The 15,609-nt window shown below is 63.0% G+C and carries 14 protein-coding genes; 9 read left to right on the forward strand and 5 right to left on the reverse strand.

What is annotated here, in order from left to right:
* Nucleotides 1-47: 47 nt before the first annotated feature.
* The 9 genes from HNO79_RS04970 to HNO79_RS05010 all read left to right on the forward strand — a co-directional run bounded on the left by HNO79_RS04970 (nucleotide 48) and on the right by HNO79_RS05010 (nucleotide 8,678).
* On the forward strand, nucleotides 48-506 hold the full coding sequence (locus tag HNO79_RS04970) for a GatB/YqeY domain-containing protein (protein WP_048855667.1): 459 nt from the start codon (nucleotides 48-50) through the stop codon (nucleotides 504-506).
* A gap of 20 nt (nucleotides 507-526) precedes the next feature.
* On the forward strand, nucleotides 527-2,326 hold the full coding sequence (gene dnaG / locus HNO79_RS04975; protein WP_200409619.1) for a DNA primase: 1,800 nt from the start codon (nucleotides 527-529) through the stop codon (nucleotides 2,324-2,326).
* 217 nt (nucleotides 2,327-2,543) lie between these two features.
* The gene (rpoD, locus tag HNO79_RS04980; protein WP_048855669.1) at nucleotides 2,544-4,523 is read left to right on the forward strand and encodes an RNA polymerase sigma factor RpoD; all 1,980 of its coding nucleotides are present in this window, start codon (nucleotides 2,544-2,546) and stop codon (nucleotides 4,521-4,523) included.
* Nucleotides 4,513-5,115, forward strand: a complete 603-nt coding sequence (locus HNO79_RS04985) for a GNAT family N-acetyltransferase (RefSeq protein WP_048855670.1) — start codon at nucleotides 4,513-4,515, stop codon at nucleotides 5,113-5,115. Before rpoD ends, HNO79_RS04985 begins: the two co-directional genes overlap by 11 nt.
* A 97-nt stretch (nucleotides 5,116-5,212) precedes the next feature.
* Nucleotides 5,213-5,767, forward strand: coding sequence for a hypothetical protein (locus tag HNO79_RS04990; RefSeq protein ID WP_048855671.1), 555 nt, complete (start codon nucleotides 5,213-5,215; stop codon nucleotides 5,765-5,767).
* A gap of 153 nt (nucleotides 5,768-5,920) precedes the next feature.
* A complete protein-coding gene (rpsF, locus tag HNO79_RS04995; RefSeq protein ID WP_039734709.1) occupies nucleotides 5,921-6,406 on the forward strand; it encodes a 30S ribosomal protein S6 in 486 nt (161 codons plus the stop codon).
* A 6-nt stretch (nucleotides 6,407-6,412) separates the two neighbouring features.
* The gene (gene rpsR / locus HNO79_RS05000; RefSeq protein ID WP_007399693.1) at nucleotides 6,413-6,688 is read left to right on the forward strand and encodes a 30S ribosomal protein S18; all 276 of its coding nucleotides are present in this window, start codon (nucleotides 6,413-6,415) and stop codon (nucleotides 6,686-6,688) included.
* Nucleotides 6,689-6,701: 13 nt separating this feature from the next.
* Nucleotides 6,702-7,292 carry a 50S ribosomal protein L9 gene (gene rplI, locus HNO79_RS05005; RefSeq protein ID WP_214165020.1) on the forward strand — a complete coding sequence of 197 codons (591 nt, stop codon included), beginning with the start codon at nucleotides 6,702-6,704 and terminating at the stop codon, nucleotides 7,290-7,292.
* A gap of 138 nt (nucleotides 7,293-7,430) precedes the next feature.
* Entirely contained in the window at nucleotides 7,431-8,678 is a 1,248-nt protein-coding gene (locus HNO79_RS05010; RefSeq protein ID WP_048855672.1) for an SAM-dependent methyltransferase, read from the forward strand.
* On the opposite strand, the gene rsmA is transcribed toward HNO79_RS05010, so the two are convergent.
* Genes rsmA through lptF form a run of 5 tightly spaced genes read right to left on the reverse strand, consistent with a single transcriptional unit; the run spans nucleotide 8,648 to nucleotide 15,585 of the window.
* Complete coding sequence (gene rsmA / locus HNO79_RS05015) at nucleotides 8,648-9,499, reverse strand: 16S rRNA (adenine(1518)-N(6)/adenine(1519)-N(6))-dimethyltransferase RsmA (RefSeq protein WP_214165019.1); 852 nt, start codon at nucleotides 9,497-9,499, stop codon at nucleotides 8,648-8,650. The genes HNO79_RS05010 and rsmA overlap by 31 nt on opposite strands.
* A gap of 6 nt (nucleotides 9,500-9,505) precedes the next feature.
* Nucleotides 9,506-10,882, reverse strand: coding sequence for a peptidylprolyl isomerase (locus HNO79_RS05020; RefSeq protein WP_408735255.1), 1,377 nt, complete (start codon nucleotides 10,880-10,882; stop codon nucleotides 9,506-9,508).
* A gap of 25 nt (nucleotides 10,883-10,907) precedes the next feature.
* Nucleotides 10,908-13,307, reverse strand: coding sequence for an LPS-assembly protein LptD (locus HNO79_RS05025; RefSeq protein ID WP_010512814.1), 2,400 nt, complete (start codon nucleotides 13,305-13,307; stop codon nucleotides 10,908-10,910).
* Nucleotides 13,307-14,422, reverse strand: coding sequence for an LPS export ABC transporter permease LptG (lptG, locus tag HNO79_RS05030; protein WP_010512816.1), 1,116 nt, complete (start codon nucleotides 14,420-14,422; stop codon nucleotides 13,307-13,309). The genes HNO79_RS05025 and lptG overlap by 1 nt, the downstream gene beginning before the upstream one ends.
* The gene (gene lptF, locus HNO79_RS05035; RefSeq protein WP_010512817.1) at nucleotides 14,419-15,585 is read right to left on the reverse strand and encodes an LPS export ABC transporter permease LptF; all 1,167 of its coding nucleotides are present in this window, start codon (nucleotides 15,583-15,585) and stop codon (nucleotides 14,419-14,421) included. Before lptF ends, lptG begins: the two co-directional genes overlap by 4 nt.
* Between the last annotated feature and the right edge of the window lie 24 nt (nucleotides 15,586-15,609).

Raw genomic sequence — 15,609 nt, forward strand, 5'->3', positions numbered from 1 at the left:
CGGTCGGGGCATCCCGCCCCGCCCGCCGGGCAGAGGAGTTGACAGCCATGTCCCTGCGCGCACGTTTCACCGATGACCTGAAGACAGCCATGAAGGCAGGCCAGAGCGAAAAGGTCGGCACCATCCGCATGATCACCGCAAAGCTGAAGGATGTCGATATTGCGGGCCGTGCCAAGGGCGAGGACCAGGTCAGCGATGAAGCCGTGATCTCCATGCTGCGTGGCATGATCAAGTCCCGCACGGAATCGGCGGCGATGTATGCCAAGGGCGGTCGCCCGGAACTGGCGGACAAGGAAAACGCCGAAATCGCGATCATCCGCGCCTACCTGCCGCCCGACCTTGACGATGCCACCATCGAGGCCGCCGTGCGCGAAGCCATCGAACGCACCGACGCCACCTCCATGAAGGACATGGGCAAGGTGATGGCGGCGCTGAAGCAGCAGTTTGGTGCCGCCCTTGACCCCGCGCGCGCGTCTGCCGTGGTGCGCGCGCAGCTTGCCGCCTGAGGCGGGAGGCATACGCCCCGATGGCGCTTGATCCCGCATTCCTTGACGAACTGCGTGCCCGCACGCCCATCGCCCCCATCATCGGGCGACGGACGAAGCTGGTGCGCTCGGGAAAGAACTGGAAGGCATGCTGCCCCTTCCACGGGGAAAAGACGCCATCGTTCTATGTCTATGACGACCATTACCACTGCTTTGGCTGTCAGGCGCATGGCGATGTCATCACCTTCGTGATGCAGAGCGAGGGCCGTTCCTTCCCCGAAGCGGTGGAGGAACTGGCCACCGCCGCCGGGATGGAGATGCCAAAGCCCGACCGCAACCAGCGTGAGCAGGCCGAACGCGCCCGCACGCTGGGCGAGGTGCTGGAAGCGGTGCAGGCGTCATGGCAGCGCAGGCTGTACCAGCCGGAGGGGCGCGAAGGGCTGGCCTACCTGCAGGGGCGTGGCCTGACGGACGAAACCATTGCCGCCTTCGGCCTTGGCTGGTCGGGGGAGGGGCGTGGCGGGCTGGTTGCAGAAATGGCGGCGCTGGACATCACGCCCGTCATGCTGCGCGACGCAGGCGTGATGCGCGCGGATGAGGACGGCACGCCATCGCGCGAGCTGTTCTTCAACCGCGTGACCTTTCCCATCCGCGACCGGCGCGGGCGGCTGGTGTCCTTTGGCGGGCGCATATTGGGCGATGGCCAGCCCAAATACCTCAATGGCCCGGAAACCGCCATTTTCTCCAAGCGGCGGGTGCTGTTCGGCCTCGACCGCGCGCGGGAGGCCGTGCGTGGGACGGGGCCGGAAGCGGACCTGCTGGTGGTCGAAGGCTACATGGACGTGATCGCTCTGCACCAGGCAGGCTTCCGTGGCGCGGTCGCCCCCCTTGGCACGGCGCTGACATCCGAACAGCTTGACGCCCTGTGGCAGGTCGCCCCGGCCCCGGTGCTGTGTTTCGATGGGGATGCGGCGGGACAGCGTGCGGCGGTGAAGGCGGCGGAAACCGCGCTGCCGCTGCTGAACGTGGACCATACCCTGCGGTTCTGCGTCCTGCCCGAAGGCGAGGACCCCGACAGTCTTGTGCGGCGTGATGGCCCGGCCGCCATGGCGGCCCTGATCACCGGCGCGCGCCCGATGGGGCAGGTCCTGTTCGACCTGCTGAGCGAGGGCGTGCGCAACCCCGGCCCCGAACAGCGTGCGGCCCTGCGGCGCAGGCTGGTGGATGTGGCGGCCCTGATTCCCGACAAGGCGCTGGCGTCCGAATATCGTTCCACCCTGCTGGACAGTTTTTTTCAGGCATTCCGTCGTTCCGGCGCACGGGGAGGTGTGAAAAAGGCCAGCGTGGCCACGTCCCCCGTCGCCACCATGAATGCGGACCTGCAGCGCCAGTGCATCCTCAGCGCGATCATACTGGAACAGCCCGGTGTGCTGGATGAGGTGCAGGACGCCTATTGCCGCCTTGAACTGCCCGCCGACCTCGCCGCGCTGCGCGAGGAACTGCTGGACCTGTATGACGCGCGTGGTGAATTGCCGCCGCCGGGTGAACTGGCGGCTTTCCTGTCCGCTGCCGGGCTGGACGATGTATGCCAGCGCGTGCGGGCGACGCGCGGGCGGCGCGCGGGCGGGCACGGTGATGACGACCTGTTCGGCACCGACCCCCGGCATGAGTGGTGGCACTTTTACGCTTTGTTGAATGTTGAACGCTTTGCCGCCGAAATCCGCGCGGATACGGAACGGATGTGCACAGGCGATCTGGATGAGGCCGCATGGGCCAGCCTGCGCACCAGGCTGCTGGCGCTTGATACCCTGCGCCGGGGTGGGGCTGACCTTGACGAATGAGGCGGAAAATTGACCGATTGCATGAAATGGACCGCCCCAACCCTTGACTTCGGCCATGTTATCGACCACCTGCACCAGACAAAAGCAGATGAAAACGGTATGATTGGCCGTATCCTGTCCCGCTCTATACCGGCGGGCGGAAAGGGGGCGGCTGCTGTGCGCGGGCAGGGTGTGTGCGCGTGCGTAAACGGATTTGCTGGGTAGGGATTGATCGGGCATGGCGACAAAGACAGCCACGGGTACGGACACGGCTTCGGGGGATCAGGATAACGATACGACCCTGCTGGACACCCGGTCCGGCGCCGTCAAGAAACTGATCGCCCGCGGCAAGGAACGCGGTTACATCACGTTCGACGAACTCAATGCCGTCCTGCCGCAGGACCAGATGTCCTCCGAGCAGATCGAGGACGTGATGGCGGCCCTGTCGGAAATGGGCATGCAGGTTGTCGAAAACGAAGACAACGACGAGACCGAAACGCCGGCCGCCACCGAAACCAAGAGCGACGATACCGCCGAGGAAGAGACCGAGAGCGAGGAACCCGCCGCCGGTAACGTCGATACCGAAAGCCTGGGCCGCACCGATGACCCGGTGCGTATGTACCTGCGCGAAATGGGGTCGGTCGAACTGCTGTCGCGCGAGGGCGAAATCGCGATCGCCAAGCGCATCGAGGCCGGGCGTGACGAGATGATCGGCGGGCTGTGCGAAAGCCCGCTGACCTTCCGCGCCATCATTTCGTGGCATGAACGGCTCAAGGCTGGGGAAATGCTGCTGCGTGACATCGTGGACCTCGAGGCCATGCAGTCCGGCGGCAACGATCCCGCCGAGGCGGCGGAAGGCGACGAGGCCTTTGGCGAAAGCGAAGGCGCTGAAAACGAAGAGGCCGAGGAAACCGAAGGCGAAGGTGAGGGCGAAGGCGAAGGGGCCGGTCTGTCGCTGTCCGCGCTTGAGGAAAAGCTGAAGCCGGAAATCCTTGAGCAGTTTGAGGAAGTTGAGGCGCTGTACGCAGCCCTGCACAAGGTGCAGGCCGAACGGCTGGAAAAGTTCACGGCGGGCGCGGAAATCTCCGCCGATGACGAAAGCCGCTATGAACGCCTGCGCATGGAACTGGTGGGCAAGGTGCAGCAGGTCCACCTGCATAATGCGCGGATCGAGGTGCTGGTCGAACACCTGAAGGAAATCTTCCAGCGCCTGAACGGTCTGGAAGGGCGCATGCTGCGACTGGCGGAAAGCACCCGCGTGTCGCGCGATGACTTCCTGCTGAAATACCGCGGTCGTGAACTGGATCCCGGCTGGATGGACATGGTTGCCACCCTGCCGGCCAAATCGTGGAAGAACTTCCTGGCCAAGCATGGCGAGACAGTGATCCGCCTGCGCAACCAGGTGGCCGACCTGACGCAGGAAACCGGCCTGCCGGTGGGTGAATTCCGTCGCGTCTACGCCACTGTGTCGCGGGGGGAGCGGGATTCGGCGCGCGCCAAGAAGGAAATGATCGAGGCCAACCTGCGGCTGGTGATCTCGATTGCCAAGAAATACACCAATCGCGGCCTGCAGTTCCTTGATCTGATTCAGGAAGGCAATATTGGCCTGATGAAGGCGGTGGACAAATTCGAATACCGCCGTGGCTACAAGTTCTCCACCTACGCCACGTGGTGGATCCGGCAGGCCATTACGCGTTCCATCGCCGATCAGGCGCGGACCATCCGTATCCCGGTCCACATGATCGAGACGATCAACAAGCTGGTCCGCACCTCGCGCCAGATGCTGCATGAGATCGGGCGTGAACCCGCGCCTGAGGAACTGGCCGAAAAGCTGGGCATGCCGCTGGAAAAGGTGCGCAAGGTGCTGAAGATCGCGAAGGAGCCGATCTCGCTCGAAACCCCGATCGGGGATGAGGAAGACAGCCATCTTGGCGACTTCATCGAGGACAAGGCCGCCGTCATCCCGCTGGATGCCGCGATCCAGACCAACCTGCGTGAGGCCACGACGCGGGTCCTGTCTTCGCTGACCCCACGTGAAGAACGCGTGCTGCGCATGCGCTTTGGCATCGGCATGAACACTGACCACACGCTGGAAGAAGTGGGTCAGCAGTTCAACGTGACGCGCGAACGTATCCGCCAGATCGAGGCCAAGGCCCTGCGCAAGCTCAAGCACCCCAGCCGGAGCCGCAAGCTGCGTTCCTTCCTTGATGATAACTGAGGTTCCATGCCCCGCCCCCCAGGATGGGCCGGGCGGTGATGGAACACGGGTCGGGGTGGATGTGACGTTCCTGTGCATGGACCGTCCACCCCCCGGCATCCCGCCCGCCCTGCCGCATGGTTTCAGCATCCGGCAGACCTTTCGCCCCGGTGTCATGTGGTATCGCGGGCTGTATGATGCGGTGGGCAGGGAGTATTGCTGGTGGCTGCGCCGGGTCATGTCCGATGCGGATCTGGCCGTCCTTCTGTCCAGTCCCGGCATTGGCGTGCATGTGCTGTATGATGGCGATGCGCCAGCAGGGTTCTGCGAACTCGACAGCCGCTACGGTCCCGATATCAACATTGCCTATTTCGGTCTGCTGCCCGCATGGATCGGCCGTGGCGTCGGACGGATATTCCTGCACCAGATGGTGGCGCGCGCGTGGGCCATGAATCCGGCAGTGCTGCGGGTCAATACATGTTCTGCCGATCATCCGCGTGCATTACCCAACTACCAGAAGGCCGGTTTTCGCAAGGTGCGCACCCTGCATGAAATCTGGACCATTCCGGACGTGCTGGGGCTGAACGTGCCGGATCGCCTGCGTCTGGACTGAAGAAAGATCGGCATTAGTACACAGAATCTTGATTTCAAGGGCTGTTATAACACGAAATCGTAACCATTTTCCCTCCCATACCCGAAGGAGGGGGAGCATGGATTTCGATCTGTCCTTTTACAAATTTCATGGTGTTGACCGTGCTGGGCTGCTGGATGCCCTTGGCATGCGTGATACAGGCGAGCCGGACCCGAATGATGAGGCGCCATATGCCATCGCGGACCTGCCTAATGGCTGGTTTGTCATCCGTACCAATAACGACAGTGGCCTGATTTCCAATTATGATCGCAAGACCCTGTGCCGTGAGGGCAGATTGATCACATGCGATGTCGCGACGGTCGATCCGGTCAGCCAGGCGGCGGGCTATGAAAATGGTGAAGAAATCTGGATCGTCCAGCATGACGGGCGCAACAACGATTATCTTGATCTGGATATAGAAGGTGATGCGCCGGACGCGGTGCCCGAACTGCACAAGCGGGCCTTTGCCGCGGTGCAGCGCGGAATGGTGGACCCGCGCGGCCCGGGCAGCATGCTGGATGTTCCGCTGGAAGTGGTGAAGGCCGTGACCGGATTCCGCCATGACCGCCCGCAGGATGTCCGTCCCACACCGGTCTTTACGTGGCTGGAGCCGATAAAAACGGTGATTGACTGACTTTTTCCTTGTCTGTCTGGCGGGTTTGTGTTTCAAACCGCCTCTTCCCTGCCGGGTGCGTGGCATCGTCCCCGGCTATACCCGTGCCTTCATGGCAACATGGCGGACCGTGTCCGTCCATGCCGGGGTTGAACTGATCCGAAGGGAGTTCCAATGCCGTTGTATGAAACCGTGCTGATTGTACGTAATGACGTGTCGCAGCAGCAGGTCGAAGCCATTGCTGATGGCATCGCAGCCCAGCTTGAAGCGGAATCCGGTTCCGTCAAGAAGCGTGAATACTGGGGCCTGCGCACGCTGGCGTACCGCATCAAGAAGAACCGCAAGGGGCATTACATGCTTCTGGGTCTTGATGGGGCTTCCAGCGCCATCAAGGAAATCGAGCGTCAGCTCAGCCTGAACGAAGACGTTCTGCGCGTGCTGACCCTGCGTGTGGATGAGATTGACGAAGCACCGTCCGTCATCCTGTCGCGCAAGGGTGACGAGCGTGAGCGTGGCTTCCGTGGGCCCAAGCCCTCTGGCCGTTTCGAAAGCGGTCGTGGCACGCGTCGCAATTTCGATGACCGCGAAGAGTTCCGCGCCCGTAACGAGCGTGAAGAACAGCAGCGCGCCAACGCCACCGCCACTGCCGAAGCGGAGTAAGAGCTGATGTCCGAATCAACCGAGATCAATCCCGCCGCCCGCCGCGTTGCGGTTGGTGCGCGTCGCCCGTTCTACCGTCGTCGCAAGTCCTGCCCGTTCTCCGGCCCCAACGCGCCGAAGATCGACTACAAGGACGTGCGCCTGCTGAGCCGCTTCCTGTCCGAGCGTGGCAAGATCGTTCCCAGCCGCATCACGGCAGTGTCCGCCAAGAAGCAGCGTGAACTGGCCCAGGCCATCAAGCGCGCCCGTTTCCTGGCCCTGCTGCCCTACATTGTAAGCTGAGGGAGGCAGAAACATGTCCGCAGTAGAACTCATCCTGCTCCAGCGCGTCGAGAAGCTGGGCCAGATGGGCGAGATCGTCACGGTGAAGCCGGGCTATGCCCGTAACTTCCTGCTGCCCCAGGGCAAGGCGATCCGCGCCAACGCACACAACCGCGAGCGTTTCGAACGTGAACGTGCACAGCTTGAGGCCCAGAACCTCAAGAACCGCGAGGAGGCCGAGCGCCTGTCCGAGCGTATGCACGGCCTGTCCGTCATCCTGATCCGTCAGGCTGGTGACAGCGGCAGCCTGTATGGCTCCGTCACGACGCGTGACATCGCGGAAGCAGCGACCAAGGCCGGCCTGACCATCAGCCGTAACCAGGTCATCCTGCCCGAGCCGATCAAGCAGCTTGGCCTGTATGAAGTCAGCGTCGCCCTGCATCCGGAAGTGAACATGCAGGTCACCGTGAACGTCGCCCGTTCCGAAGAAGAAGCGGAACGTCAGGCACGCGGTGAAGAAATCGGCGTCGATCAGGACGACGAGCAGGTTCTGGCCGAAGAAGGCGTGGTAACCGAAGGCGAGGGTTCGGAAGAAACCGCCGTCGAGGAAACCCCGGCTGTCTGATTGACCTGATCCGTTGCCCCCTGGGGTGACTGGCTGGTTACAAAAGCCCGGAAGAGGAAACTCTTCCGGGCTTTTGCCGTTTCCGGGGCGGGTGCATCGGGCTTTTTGCCGGGCGCACATGCGTTGAGGGAGCGGGCGATGGCATCTCTATTGCTGGATCGGGCCTTTGCGCACTTCGTGACCCTGGGGCGGCTGGATGTCCATTACCCCGGGGGCGACAGGCGTGCGTATGTGGGCGGCCCCGGACCACGGGCGGGCATGTGGATCGCGGATGGGGAAACGGTGCGCGCCCTGCTGCTTGATCCCGCGCTGAAGGTGGGGGAAGCCTATATGGCGGGCAGGCTGCGCCCCGTTGACTGCACGCTGTATGACCTGATGCATGTGCTCATGCTCAATGTCATGCGGCGTAGCCCGGCGGGGGAGCAGATTTTCGGTTCCCTGCGCTATATCGCGCGGACATGGCTGCAGAATAACACCCTGCGGCGCGCCCGACGGAACGTGGCGCATCATTATGACCTGGACAGCAGGCTGTACCGTCTCTTCCTTGATGCGGACATGCAGTATTCCTGCGGTTATTTCCCCACGGGCACCGAAACGCTGGCGCAGGCGCAGGCGGCCAAGAAACACCATCTGGCGGCCAAGCTGCATCTGTCACGTCCCGGCATGACCGTGCTGGATGTCGGGTGCGGGTGGGGCGGCATGGCCCTGACACTGGCGCGTGATTACGATGCGCAGGTCACGGGCATCACGCTGTCGGTGGAACAGCTGCATATCGCGCGCCAGCGTGCGCGTGCGGCGGGGCTGGACGGGCGCGTGCGGTTTGAACTGCTGGATTACCGTGCCGTCAGCAGGCAGTACGACCGGATCATTTCCATCGGCATGTTCGAACATGTGGGCGTGGCCCATTATCCGGCGTTTTTTGATACCATGCGCGCGGCCCTGCACCCCCATGGGGTCATGGTGCTGCATTCCATCGGGCGCAGGGAAGGGCCGGGCGTCACCAACCCGTGGATTGACCGCTATATCTTCCCTGGCGGCTATTCACCGGCGGTCAGCGAGGCTGTCAGCGCCGTGGAGCGCGCCGGGCTATGGCTGACGGACTGCGAGATCTGGCGTCTGCATTACGCGCGCACCATTGCCCACTGGCGCCGCCGGTTCGCGGCCAGACGTCGGCAGGTTGCATTGCTCTATGATGAACGGTTCTGCCGCATGTTCGAATTCTATCTTGTGGTATCCGAACTGGCCTTCCGCGTGCAGGGGCATCTGAACTTCCAGCTGCAGATGGTGCGTGAAATCGACGCCGTACCCCTGTCGCGGGATTACATGTATGCCCCGCAGCCCGTGGGGCTGCCAGATCAGGACAGTGTTGCGGCCCTGAGGGCATGAAGGCGGGCAAGGCGGTCGAATTCGGCAATATCCAGCGTCTCGGCCCGGCGGCTGCCTTCAATTCCGGCCTCATCCAGCAACGCTTCTCCCCCGATGGCTTTCAGCGCCCCGCGCAGCATCTTGCGCCGCTGGCCAAATGCTGCCGCCGTCACCTGTTCCATGGCGCGGAACAGTGTGGCATCGGGCTGGTCTGCATGCGGGATCAGGCCGACCACGGCGGAATGTACCTTGGGCGGCGGGGAAAACGCGCCAGGCGGAATATGCATGAGCACCCCGCAACGGCACGTCCATTGCGCCAGCACGCCCAGCCTGCCGTAATGGGCCGAACCGGGGGAGGCGCAGATGCGTTCGGCTACCTCCTGCTGGAACATGAGCGTCAGCCGCGACCACTCCGCCGCCTGCCGCAGCCACCCCACCAGCAGGGGCGTGCCGACATTGTAGGGCAGGTTGGCGATGACCTGTCGCGGGGCGGGGCACAGTGTGGTCAGGTCGCACCGCATGGCATCGGCTTCGATCACCCGCAGGCGGTCGGGCGCATGGGCGGCCAGTTCCGTAATGACGGCAACTGCCCGTGTATCCACTTCCACCGCCACGATGCTGGCGGCATCGGTATCCAGCAGCGCGCGGGTCAGACCACCGGGGCCGGGACCGACCTCCACAACATGCTGGCCCGACAGATTACCTGCCAGCGACGCGATGCGCGCCGTAATGCCCGGGTCCAGCAGGAAGTGCTGGCCCAGCGCCTTGCGTGCGTCCAGCCCGTGGCGCGCAATGGTCTCGCGCAGGGGTTCCAGCCCCGACGGGCATCCGGTCATGGTCATGACCGATCAGGTCTTGGAACGCATGTCGATGATCGCACGACGCTGCAGGTCGCGGTTCAGCTGGCGCGATGTCTGTTCCACGCGTTCGTTCATCAGGTGGTCGGCGATCTGGCTGGGGGTCTGGATGGCGATGTTGCGTTCTTCACGGGTGCAGACCATCAGCACCAGGATGCCATCCATCGACACCAGGGGCTTGCTGGTCTTGCCCGGCATCAGGGGCTCGAGTATCTCGCGCATCTGGGGGTTGAGGTGGTTCATCATGAGTTCGCCGGGATCACTGGGGTGCTTTTCCCCCAGTTTCTTGTTCTCGGCTTCCATCTGGTCACAGTTCTTGGCTTCATTGGCGAATGCCGTGGCGGTGTCCAGTGTCGATTTCTGCTGGTCGGTGGGGTTTTCAGGGTTCAGTGGCTCATCAAAGGGGAAGAAGACCTGCCGGATGGTCAGGATCGTCGCCATCTGGTGGCCGACCGTCCGCCGTTCCGCAATGGTGGCGATCACGTATCCACCCGCGACGCGGATGGGGTTTGAAATGGCGCCATCGGGCATCTTGCGCGCCACGTCCACCACCTGGGGGTCAAGGCCGTCTTCCTGTGTCCAGCCCATCATACCGCCGTCCAGCGCGCTCTGCCCCTGCGAGAACTGGGCGGCGACAATGGGGAAGGGCGCGCCCTCACGCAGTTCCTGAATGATGGTTTCGGTGAATTTCAGTTCGTTTTCCGTATGGCGCGGGTCTTCCACCGGCACGAAAATCTCACTGATCATGTATTCCGGCTTGCCGTCCTCGCGCTTCAGCGCGGCCATACGCTGCTCGATTTCGGATGCGGTGATGCGACCGTGCTCGGCCGTTTCCTGACGCAGGACCTGCGACCAGCCGATCTGTACGCGGATCTGGTCAATCAGCGTGGTCAGCGAGACGCCGTCTTCCGCCAGCTTGTTGCGCAGGGCGTTCTGGGGCATGCCATTGCGCTGTTCAATATTGGCGATTGCATCCCCGATCTGCTGGATGGGCACGTTGATGTGGCGGTCGAGCATTTCCTGCATGCGCAGTTTTTCATCAATCAGCTGCCGCACGATCTGCGGTCGCAGCCGCTGCATCACGTCATCGCTGACATCCAGCCCCGATGACAGCGCGAACAGCCGCCCGCGCGTATCGACATCGCGCTTGGTCAGCACCGCGCCGTTGACGGTGGCGATGATCGCATCCTGATCTTCCGCTGCCTGCGCCTGCTGGGCAATGGCGCGCGCGGATTTGGCGGCGGCACCGTGTTCGTGGCCGACCAGTGCTGCACAGGCCAGCAGGGCCGCAGCCAGCGTGCGTCCCACGCGGCCGTGGTTCGGTGCGGGGAAGGAAACAGCGCCACGGGGCATGGGGAAGAAGGACATCCGGCTCAGTCTTTCGCGCATCAGGTCAGCCATTAATACCAAATGTACCGATGGTTTTGAACGTAAGGGAGAACATTACGGTTGAATTGCTCTGTTGGCCACCAATCGTGGTGTACTGCTTGAGATACATGACATCCAGCCCGAAACAGTCGTTCTGGTAACCGGCGTCGCCACCCACCGCCACGCTTTCCTTGCGCGACAGGCTGCGGCGCAGGTAGGCGGCAATGTGCCAGTTGTCCCAGTTGGAGGCAGCCCCGACCGTAAGCTCGCTGACCGGCTTGTAGTAAATATCGGGCGCTGCCGTGTCATACGGCTGCCTGACATAATAATAATAGGGCGTGACCGGTTCGAACAGATAGCCACCCGTCACACGGAAATGGCGGAAGCCCGCGCTGCCCAGCGCATCGGCGAAGTCCACCTTGCCGCCATAGGGGTCGAGGCGCATCTTGCCATCAAAATCAAAGAACTGGTTGGGCACCATATGCGTGCCCATGACCACATCCGACAGGTGGTGGCTCAGCCCGGAATAGGGGATGCGGTTGTGGTCGACATGTTCCTGGAAGCTTTCACCGATCAGCACGTCGATCTGATGGCCGTTCCATGTCCAGTTGTTGTGCAGCCCGACATTGGCGCGCAGGCCACCATCCAGCCGGTCCGTGCCGGCATAGCGGTTGAGCGCGAACAGCGTGGAATCCGTAAATTCGTAGGACAGGCTGTCTTCGTTGGGAATGTTGCGTGACGTGCTGTTACCCGTGTTCGGCGCAGCCAGGAACTGCACGATGGGTTCAAGGATCTGGGTGCCGGTATTGTGGTTGAAGCTGCGCAGGAACGGCCAGTTCATCTTCAGCCCCACGGTGGGCAGGACCTGCCCCTCCACCTGTGCGCGGGTGGTGCGGGCATAGTTGGGCTGCTGGTTCAGTTCGGTCGCGCGGTGGATGGCGGATTCAACATGCAGCGTCAGGTTCCATATCTGCCCCAGCGAATTGTGGAACGGCCGGTCCCAGTTGAGTGAAAGCTGCCCGCGCTGGTCCGATGTCCCGTTTTCACGATAGACGTAGAAATCGGTCGTATCGAGGCTGAACCGCCCGCCCAGTGCGTCGGGCTGCCCGAAATAGCTGTAAGTATAGCGCGGCAGCACCCATGGCAGGTCCTGGTTATGGATGATGCCCTGGTTCATGCCCTGATACCCTTCGGCATCAATGCGCGAATACGATCCCGTCCCGAACCCTTCCAGGTAGATGTTGGAATTGAGCGTGTCCTGCCCGTATCCGCTGACGCGGTAGTCACGCATGAAGTTGGGCGAACTGGCCCAGCGGATGTTGGCGCCCGCCCGCCATGTCCGGTTTATCGAAACCTGGCCGTTGGCGAAGATATAGCCCTGTATGCCGTGGTTGTCGGCGCTGTCCACGTTCTGGCCGAAGGTGTTGATGTAATCGATGTCGCGATGCGTGTCATACGCGATGCCACCGGTCAGGTTCAGGCGCGCGTTGCTGAAATAGCGGCGGTAGTTTGCCGTAAGCTCCGGCCCGGTGCGGGTGGAAAACAGTCCCTGCAGCGTGACATCGGACTGCCGGTCAATGACCCAGTAATAGGGAATGGTGACATACGTGCCCAGATAACGGTCATGCGGCGTGAAGCCGGGGGTCAGGAAGCCGCTCTGGCGCCGTACCGACGGGTCGGTCATGGAGAAGGCGGGCAGGTAGAAGATCGGCACCCCGAAAAAATCCACGAAGGCGTCACGGAATTCCAGTCGCTTGTGCTGCAGGTCATGCGTGGCGTCATACGCGCGCAACTGCCAGAACGGCGCGCGTTCGGGGTGGCGGGCACAGATTTCGCACGCCGTATAGACCACGCGCGTCAGGTCATTGACCTTGGCACCGGTGCGCCGCATGCCATTGGCCGCCATGCGCGCATTATCTTCCATGCGGGCATACATGCGGGTCATGATGCCGTCGCGCATGCCGTTGCTCAGTTCGGCATATTCCGTAAACAGCACCGTGCCGTCCGGTTCCACCATGGCCACGTTGCCCCGGGCGGACGCCACCCCGGTATTGCGGTCATAGACCACCTTGTCGGCGCGCATGATCTGGTCATTCTGCCAGAGCTGGACATTGCCGGTCCAGGTCGCAATGCCGTTGCGGCTGTCGTAGGCCACATGGTCGGCCTGGAATGTCATCGGGTCGGTATTGGACACCGTGCCGGAAAAGTTGGCGGGCGACTGTGGCTGGCTCTTGGGGGCGTGGATGGGCATGCTGCGCCGCGGCCCGTCGGGCGGGGCGTCGGCATGGGCATCACGCGGGCCCAGCGCGCACATCATGCCCCCCAGCATGGTGGCTGAAAGCAGCAACCCGCGCGGAAACTGCCGCAGAACGGCAGTAAGCCGTGTCAGTGACGGCGCGCGCGTGGAAGGGGCGGGACGGTCCATTAACCGTCCTCTAGATGAAGAAGTAGCGTGACTGCAAGACAAAGCCCGGCCCCGGTGGGGGCCCAGGCGGCCAGAAGGGGGGGCAACGTACCAGTTTCACCAAACTGCGCGGCAATTTTAGATAGCGCAAACAACGCGAAACCCGCCGCCACGCCAAAACTGATCATGCGGATGACCCCGCCCCGCCGCGCGGGCCGCATGGAAAACCCGGCCGCCACCAGCGCCATGGTACCGGACAGGACTGGCAGCGTGAGCAGCGTCTGGAAATGCAGCCGGTGGCGGATGGTGGAAAATCCCGACCGGTTCAGCTGGCGGATGAACCCCGGCAGCGCCCAGACGGACAGCGTATCGGGGGAGGCGAAGCTTTCTTCCACCCCCGCCAGCGTCAGGTCGGCATGCAGCGTCAGGTGCCCCATATCAACCGGCAGTTCATCAGGGCGCAGCTGCCGGGCGGATTCCAGAACCCAGCGGTCCTTGCCCAGATAACCGCTATCGGCCTCGATACGGGTCAGCAGGCCGTCATCCGGGCCAAGCCGGAAAATGGTGATGCCGCCGATATGCAGCACGTTCCCCGTCAGCCTGACATGCCGCGCATGGATGATGTCCACCCCATGGTCCACCAACCCGTTATCCCCCTGCCGCAGCCACAGGGTGCCACCGCTGAGGTTGAGGGACTTGCCATTGTTGTCGCGCAGGTACTGCCGGTCCAGCATTTCCGCCCGGCGGTACATGACGGATGACAGGGGGGAAATGCAGGTCGTGGCCACTGTCCCGATCAGCACCGCGCAGGTGACCGGCCCCGCCAGGAACTGCCACGCCGAAATGCCCGCCGCCCGCGCCACCACCAGTTCCGATGACCGCGCCAGACGCCAGAAACAGATGATCCCCCCCAGCAGCACGCCAAAGGGCAGGATTTCAAGACAGGCAAAGGGAATGTGCAGGAAGGCGATTTCACTGACCAGCGATGTCGGCACATTGGGCCGGGTTGAAACCCGGCGCAGCAGGTCGATGAAGTCGAACATGGTGATCAGCCCGGTCAGGAAGGCGATCACCGACAGGGTGGCGTAGGTAAACTGACGGGCGATGTACAGCGACAGCGTAAAGGCAAGCTTCATGACCGTGTGGCGCCCGTAATCGCCCGGGCTTCACGATCGGCGCGGAATTCCGGCCAGAACAGGACGCCCGCGCAGATCACGCCCGGGCCGATCGAACAGATCCACATGAGTGGCATGAGCTGCAGGTTGCGCGATGCAAGGTTCTGCACCAGCAGCGTCAGCGCCTGCACCGCGACAACGGCAAGGATGGCCAGGACAGGTCGGATGATGCTGGCCTGCCGGGAATAGCTGCCGCCCATGGCCCCCACCAGCCCGATCATGGCAAAGGAAAAGGCGCAGAAGGGGCTGCTCAGCCGGCGCCAGGCCTCGATGAACATCTTGCTTTCGTCCCTGCGCGAATACTGGCGCATGTCCGGGTGCAGAAGCTGTGAAATCGGCAGTTCATTGGCATCGGGCAGGCGCGTATGCGCGGTGTGCGGACTGGACAGGTCGATCGTGTTGCGGGTGAAGGTCAGCACGTTCAGCCGCCCGGTATGACTGTCGATTTCCTGCCGCGATCCGTTGAACAGGACCACGCGCGGCTGGTCGTTGAGGATGACCAGATTGCCTTCTTCCGCCAGTATGGTGGCTTCGGCGCCGGGGGTGCGGTCGTCTTCCACCATGATGCCATGCAGCGTGCCGTCCTTGTCGCGCGCGCGGATGTACACGGTCATGTTGTCCGACACCTGCGTAAACACACCATCCTGCACCAGAAAGGCGGCCATGCGGTTGCGGATCTGGAATTCATACTGCCGGAAGGCGTGGTAGGAAACCGGCACGATCCAGACATTCAGCACCAGGCACGTCGCTGTCGCAATGGCGGCGCAGGCCAGTCCCGGTCGCGCCATCATGGCGGGCGACAGGCCAGCGGCCTGCATGACCGTCAGTTCCCGGTCGGTGCCCAGGCGCTGATAGACGAACTGCACCACCACGAACGTGGTAATCGGCAGGATGACCGCGATGAAGGAGGGGATCAGCAGGCTGGTCAGTTCCAGGAACACGCGCAGCGACAGCCCGCGCCCCACCACCAGCGACACGAAGTGCAGGGACTGCGTCAGCCAGATCAGTGTCACGAGAGCGCCCGTGGTCGCCACCAGCGCCAGCAGGAGCTGGCGCAGCATGTAGCTGTCCAGAATCGACAGGCGCGGCGCAAGGCGGTCAGGGACAGGGCGGACGGCAGGCATGCCCCTGTCTAACCCTGTTCCCGC

The sequence above is a fragment of the Komagataeibacter oboediens genome, from assembly GCF_018491655.1.
GTDB classification, from domain to species: Bacteria; Pseudomonadota; Alphaproteobacteria; order Acetobacterales; family Acetobacteraceae; genus Komagataeibacter; species Komagataeibacter oboediens.